Genomic DNA, 6,530 nt, shown 5'->3' with positions numbered 1-6,530 from the left:
GCCGGCACTGGCCTGGGCGCGATGCCAGGCCTGCCGGTCGGGGTCGGCGACCGGGTCGGTCACGGCGGCCAGAGCCTCGTGCGCCCTGCGCCGCTCCTCGGGCGTCGCTGCTCGGTAGGCGGCCGAGCGGGCGAGGGGGTGGCTGAAGCGTATCCGGGTGCCGAACTCGACCAGCGGGACGGACTGTCGTGCGGCAGCCGCGTCGATGCCGAGGAGTTCGGCCGCGCGCCACAGCAGGCCGGGGTCGCCGGTCGGGTCGGCGGCGGCGACGGTCACCAGCAGCCGGGCCGCCGGGGGCAGGAGCTCCAGCCGGGACCGGAAGCTGTGCTCGATCACGTCGGGCACCGAGTCGGGCTGGGCGAATCCGCCCGCCATTCCGGCGAGTCCGGCGGTCCTGGGAAGCTCCACCAGCGCCAGTGGGTTGCCGCGTGCCTCGGCCAGGATGCGGTCGCGCACCCGCTCGTCCAACGGGGCGCGGACCGCCGCGGCCAGCAGCGCGCGGGCATCCGATTCGCCAAGACCCTGAAGCGAATGGCCTGGCAGCTCGTCCAGCTCGGGCAGGCGGCTCGGCTTGCGCACCGCGAACACGAGGGCGATCGACTCGGCCGAGATCCGGCGGGCCAGGAAGGCCAGCGCCTTGGCCGATGCCTGGTCCAGCCATTGTGCGTCGTCGACGACGCACAGGAGCGGGCGTTCCCGCACGGTCTCCGCCAGGAGGCCCAGCGACGCGACGCCGACCAGGAACGGATCGGGTGTGCCGGTGTTGAGGCCGAAGGCGATCTCCAGCGCCTTGCGGTGCTGAGCAGGCAGCGCCATCAGCCGGCCGGTGACGGGCGCGAGCAACTGGTGCAGCGCGGCGAACGGCAGCTCTGTCTCGAACTCCGCGCCGGACGCCCGCATGACGAGGAATCCGGTCGCGGCCTCGTCCAGGTGACGCAGCAGCGCGCTCTTGCCGATGCCCGGCTCACCGCGCAGGACCAGGGCGCCGCCCCGGCCCTCCCGTGCCGCTTGGAGCAGGGCGTCGAGCTGGCGTATCTCGTCATGACGACCGATCAGCTCATCCGTGTATGTCTCGGGCATGTCCGAAAACCTATGCGGTTGTGCGCCGCAGGGGAATCCAAGGCAGACTCCAGTGGCCCAGAAGCCGTCCCGCAAAGGGTCGTATAGGCAATGATTACCGACGCGAGCGGCGGGCGCCCGCTGCGAGTGTCGAGTCATGACCCGCACCGCAAGGCAACCGACCGCCACCGGCTGGACATCGCTGGCGGTTCTGGCCACGGCCCAGTTCCTGGTCGTGCTGAGCACTTCGATCGTGAACGTCGCCCTGCCCCAGATCCGGTCCGGGCTTGATCTGTCGGGCACGGGCCAGGCGTGGGCGGTCAACGCCTACGTACTGGTCTTCGGCGCGCTGTTGCTGCCGGGCGGGCGCGCAGGCGACGTATACGGCCTTCGCCGCGTGTTTCTGCTCGGCATCGGCCTGTTCGCACTCTCCTCCCTGGGCGCGGCACTGGCGCCCACGGCGATCGTGCTGATCGCCTGCAGGGCAGTTCAGGGAATCGGCGCCGCGCTGCTGGCGCCCACGGCGCTGGCCCTTGTGCTGACGATCTATCCCGGCAGGGAGCGGCGTGGCACCGCGCTCGGGGTGTGGGGCGCGGTCTCCGGTGCCGGCGGGGCGGCGGGCGTGCTGTTGAGCGGGCTGCTCACCAGCGTGTACGGCTGGCGTGCGGTGTTCGTCGTCATGGTGCCCCTCGCCCTGGCTGTCCTGCTGGCCACCTGGCTGCTGGTCGGGGCCGACCGGCCGCGCGGCGGAAGCCTGGACGCGCCGGGCGCGGTGACGGTGACGGCGGGGCTGGTCGCGCTCACCTACGGCCTGTCGGGCCCTTGGCCGCTCGCCGTGATCGGGCTGGCTCTGCTCGGCCTGTTCGTGGTGCTCCAGCGCCGCGCCGCCGACCCACTGCTGCCGGCGCGCATGAGCGTGGTGGCGGTGCCCAACGTGCTGATGGCCCTGCTGGGCGCGGTCTGGCTCGGCCTGTTCTACTTCCTGCCCCTCTACCAGCAACGCACTCTCGGCTACTCGCCCTTGGAGGCCGGGCTGACCCAGCTTCCCCTCGCCCTCGTGATCACCCTCTCGTCGTGGGCCACCGGCAAAGTCTCCGGCCGCCAGGTGCTCCCCGTGGGCCTGCTGGTCCTCGCGGCCGGACTGGCCTGGCTGTCCCGAACCCCGGCTGACGGCACCTTCCCTGTGGACCTGCTCGGCCCGACGCTCCTCATCGGCATCGGGCTGGGAGTGGCCTTCGTCCGACTCACCGCGATGTCCTCCACGGGCGTCCCGGCCACCGACAACGGCCTGGCCGGCGGGCTGGTCAACGCCACCCGGCAGATCGGCGGAGCCATCGGCCTGTCCTTCCTGACCCTGCTCCCCTCCTCCGGCTCGGCCTTCCTGGCCTGCGCCGCCCTGACCCTGCTCATCTCGGCTCTCTCGACGCGAAAGGCATGACCATGATGCTGAACAAGCCGTACATCACCGGCCACTTCACCCCCGTCACCGACGAGATCACCGGCCGCGAGCTGAAGGTGCGCGGCACCCTCCCGCCCGAGCTGAACGGCCGCTACTTCCGCAACGGCCACAACCCCAAGCCGGGCATCACCCCCACCCACTGGTTCCGCGGCGACGGCATGATCCACGGCGTCCGCCTCACGGGCGGCCGGGCCGAGTGGTACCGCAACCGCTGGGTGCGCACCCCCTTCCTGGACGGCGTGCCGTTCACCGGAACCGAGCTCGAAGTCAGCGCCGCCGCCACCAACATCATCTTCCACGGGGGCCGCTACCTGGCCCTGCAGGAGGCCAACCTGCCCTGGGAAGTCAGCGCCGACCTCGACACGATCGGCGTCCACGACTTCGGTGGCAAGCTCACCAGCGCGATGACCGCCCACCCCAAAGAGGACCCGGAGACCGGCGAGCTGCACTTCTTCAGCTACAGCCCCTTCCCGCCGTACCTGACCTACTACGTGGCCGACGCCTCCGGCGACATCGTCAGGTCGGAGGTCATCGACGGCTCCGGCCCGTCGCTCATGCACGACTTCGCCATCACCCGCGAGCACGTCGTCTTCATCAACTCGCCGGTGGTCTTCGACCACGCCGAGCAGTCCGGCATCCCCTACCGCTGGCACGACGACGTCCCGCTGCGCATCGGCGTGATGCCGCGTGCCGGGGGCAGGACCACCTGGTTCGAGGTGGCCGACCAGGCGGCGCTGTTGCACGTCACCAACGCCTACACCGACGTGCAGGGCCGGATCGTCCTCGAAGCACCGTGCTTCGACCGTTCCGCCTGGGAGAGTTCGTGGAAGTGGTGGGTCGGCGCTCCCGGCTACGGCACCAGCCCGGACGCCGGCTCGACCTTCTACCGGTGGATCATGGACCCGGCCACGGGCCAGGTCACCACTGGGTCCCTCAACGACCTGGCCACCGAGTTCCCGTCGATCAACGACGCCCACACCGGTTCGGCCTACCGCTACAGCTACGCCATCGCCTTCCCCGGCGCCGGCCTGTCGGGTTACCACACCGTCAAGTTCGACACACAGACCGGCCAGGAGAAGCTGCTCGCGCACGGCGAGGGCCGGATGCCCGGCGAGGCCGTCTTCGCGCCCGCCGAGGGCGGGACCGCCGAGGACGACGGCTACCTGCTCACCATCGTCAGCGACCTCAAGGCCGACGCCTCGGAGCTGCTCGTCCTGGACGCGAGCGACCTGAGCACCGTGGCCGCCGTCGAACTCCCCCGCAGGGTGCCCGCCGGCATCCACGGCCACTGGATCCCCGATTCCGAACTGCCTGCCTGACCCGCCCCAGCCGCCCGGGCCGCCGCTGGTTCCCCCGCAGCAGCGACCCGCGGTCCAACGCCACCGCAGCAGCCGTTTCAGCAGCAACTCCGCCAGGAGACCCGAAGACGGCGCCGGTATCGACCTCGACGGCGGCACCGCGCAGTTCATCAACAGCAAGCTCTGGAGCCACCATGAAGTTCCTGTTCGAGAGCGAGGCGTCTTCCTTCGAGGTGCTGCGCACCACCGGCTACGCCGTGTACGGCGGCGCCGACCTCGGCGAGGTACTGGTCACGGCACACGCGATGGCCGAAGGCGACGAGGCGGCATGGCACAAGCAGTGGAAGGCACTCGCCGAGCGGCTCCGCGGGGTCGGCCGGACCTCGCTGGAGGCAGGCCACAAGGTCAGCGCCCGGGATGCCCTGCTGCGGGCGAGCCGTTACCTTCCGCACGGCGGACTCCTACCTGCGCGAGGACCCTGCCCACGACGCGGAGGTGGCGTTCCTGAGCGGGCGGGTCCGCGAGACCTTCGCGGCGGCCGTTGCTTTGCCGGTCCACCCGGCCGAACCGGTGTCCATCCCCTTCGAGGGGGCCACACTGCCCGGCTCCCTGTGCCGGCCGGACGACTCCGGTGAGCCGCGCCCGACGCTGATCTACCACGGCGGGCACGACTCGGTGCTGGAAGAGGGCTATTTCGCGGTGGCGGCGACCGCGGTGCGGCGCGGCTACAACTGTCTGGCGTTCGACGGGCCTGGGCAGGGATCGGCGCTGCGTGATCAGGGACTGACGTTCCGGCCGGAGTGGGAGACGGTCGGCTCGGCGGTGGTCCACTTCGCAGTCGAGCGCCGTGAGGTGGGCATCGAACGTCTGGTTTTGACGGGCACCAGCTCGCTCGGAGTCCTCCGCGCGCGCCAGCGGCCTTCGAACACCGGTCGGCTGCCGTCGTCCTGCACGACGCCATCTTCGACGCACACGAGTCGGCATGGCGGATCCTGCCGGTCGGCGTGGTCGACGCAGCCCTGCGCGGCGAGGACGACATCGTGGACCAGGCGCTCGCCCGTCCCATGGCGGCCGCCACCGGGATGCGTTGGTTCGTGCGCAACGGGATGTGGGCGTTCGATGCCGACAGCCACGGCGAACTGCTGCGCAAGACCCGCGGCTACACCCTGCGCGGCGTCGCGCAGCAGATCAGCTGCCCGTGCTGGTGCTCGAGGCGCAGAACGACGCGACCTTCCGAGGCAAGGCGCAGCGCCTCACCGAAGCCCTGACCTGCTCCTACCGGCACATCCTGCTCACCGACGCCGAGGGCGCGGGCGAACACTGCCACGAGGGCGCGATGCTCGCCTTCACCAGCACGCCTTCGACTGGATCGACACGGTCCTCACCCGCTGCGCCGAGGGACGCCCCTGAAGCCGCAGCCAGTCGCGGCACCCCACAGCCTGTGGCGAACGGCAAAGACCGCGCGCCGCATGTCCTGCAGGAAACCCCGATCACCACGAAGGAGAACTGCCATGTCCGCTTCCGCCAACGCCCTGCTCGCCGAGCCGTGGAGGAACCTGTGGAACAACGACCTGTCCCAGACCGACAAGATCATCGCCCCTGACTTCGTCGCGCACGCCGCCCCCATCACCGGGTCTGGCGACGACACTGTGCACGGCCGTGAGGGCCTGAACGGCTGGGTGGCCGGCATCCACACCATCCTGCGTGACCTCAGCTTCGAGATCACAGTCGGCCCGATCGCCACTGACGACTACCTGGTGGTCCGCTGGGCAGCCGAAGGCACCTACGCCGGAGGTTTCCCGGGCGCGTCCGATGACGCCGTGGGCAACCGCGTCCACTTCACCGGCACGGACACCCTACTGATCAAGGACGGCATGCTCACCGAGTACTGGGCCAACGCCGACAGCCTGCTGTTCGTGCAGCAACTCGGTGTCCGCGAACTGTCCTGAACAGCGGGCAGCCCGCTTGCCGAACCGCTCGCGCCGCACCGTCACCAGTGCGGCGCGGGCCGGGCCCGTACATCCGAAGGCTCCCCCGATCACACGCCCCGAGTCCGCCGCACGCCCACGCAGGTCATCTACGGCCCGCACAGGGCCCAAGGGCGGATTGGGGGCAGGAGCCACACGGGCCGAAACAGCGCCCCGGAGCCGGCCCTTGACGGGACCCACGCGGGCGACCCAGGCGGTCGACGGCCGGTCCGTCACGGTCGTCGGCGAAGGTGCCCGGGAGCCCGGCGGGCAGTTCGATGTCGCGCTTGCCAGTCGCCGGGTCGGCCAAGGCGTGAGGGGTAGGGCGTCGAATTCTGCGGTGGACACGGCAGTGTCGGCCGCGACGGCGTGGGCGGTCAGGGCAGCGAAGACCTCGATCAGCCGCTCCCCTTCCGCAATGTCGATGCCCCAGGTCCGCAGGTTCTCGTGGCGACGGGTATGGCGGCAGGGCTCCTGGTCCACCAGCGGCAGCAGAACGCGGCCCAGGTGCGCGCAGCGACGCCACAGCATGTCGTGGTCCGAGGCCACGGTAGATCCTCTCTAAGGCGCCGCTCCTGATGGCGAGAGCGGTTCGTTGAACACTGCATGGAGTGTCCGGTTGAGCGCCTGGTCCCCGATGAGTCGTGGGCGCTGTTCCGGCGGGTGGTGCCACCGACAGAGGTGAAGCGCCCGCAAGGTGGCGGCCGGGGCCGATGATCGCGAGGCCCTGGCCGCGATCATCTTCGT

Annotated in this window: 5 protein-coding genes; 4 read left to right on the top strand and 1 reads right to left on the bottom strand. The window is 70.8% G+C overall.

Annotation, left to right across the window (positions count from 1 at the left end; genetic code table 11):
• On the bottom strand, positions 1-1,080 hold a 1,080-nt coding region (locus AB0H32_RS45670), incomplete at its 3' end, for an AAA family ATPase (protein WP_361134796.1).
• A gap of 136 nt (positions 1,081-1,216) precedes the next feature.
• On the opposite strand from AB0H32_RS45670, the gene AB0H32_RS45665 reads away from it, so the two are divergent.
• From AB0H32_RS45665 to AB0H32_RS45650, 4 genes are all read left to right on the top strand, one after another.
• Positions 1,217-2,497: an MFS transporter gene (locus AB0H32_RS45665; RefSeq protein ID WP_361134793.1), complete on the top strand. Its 1,281-nt coding sequence runs from the start codon at positions 1,217-1,219 to the stop codon at positions 2,495-2,497.
• Positions 2,494-3,837 carry a carotenoid oxygenase family protein gene (locus tag AB0H32_RS45660; protein WP_361134790.1) on the top strand — a complete coding sequence of 448 codons (1,344 nt, stop codon included), beginning with the start codon at positions 2,494-2,496 and terminating at the stop codon, positions 3,835-3,837. Before AB0H32_RS45665 ends, AB0H32_RS45660 begins: the two co-directional genes overlap by 4 nt.
• Positions 3,838-4,820: 983 nt before the next feature.
• Entirely contained in the window at positions 4,821-5,084 is a 264-nt protein-coding gene (locus AB0H32_RS45655; RefSeq protein ID WP_361134787.1) for a hypothetical protein, read from the top strand.
• A 243-nt stretch (positions 5,085-5,327) separates the two neighbouring features.
• Positions 5,328-5,765 (top strand): ester cyclase, encoded by a 438-nt coding sequence (locus tag AB0H32_RS45650; RefSeq protein ID WP_361134784.1) that lies wholly within the window; start codon positions 5,328-5,330, stop codon positions 5,763-5,765.
• Positions 5,766-6,530: the final 765 nt, after the last annotated feature.

This window comes from Streptomyces sp. NPDC020362, assembly GCF_040642095.1.
Classification (GTDB): Bacteria; Actinomycetota; Actinomycetes; order Streptomycetales; family Streptomycetaceae; genus Streptomyces.
This window is presented reverse-complemented; position numbering and strand designations above follow the sequence as displayed.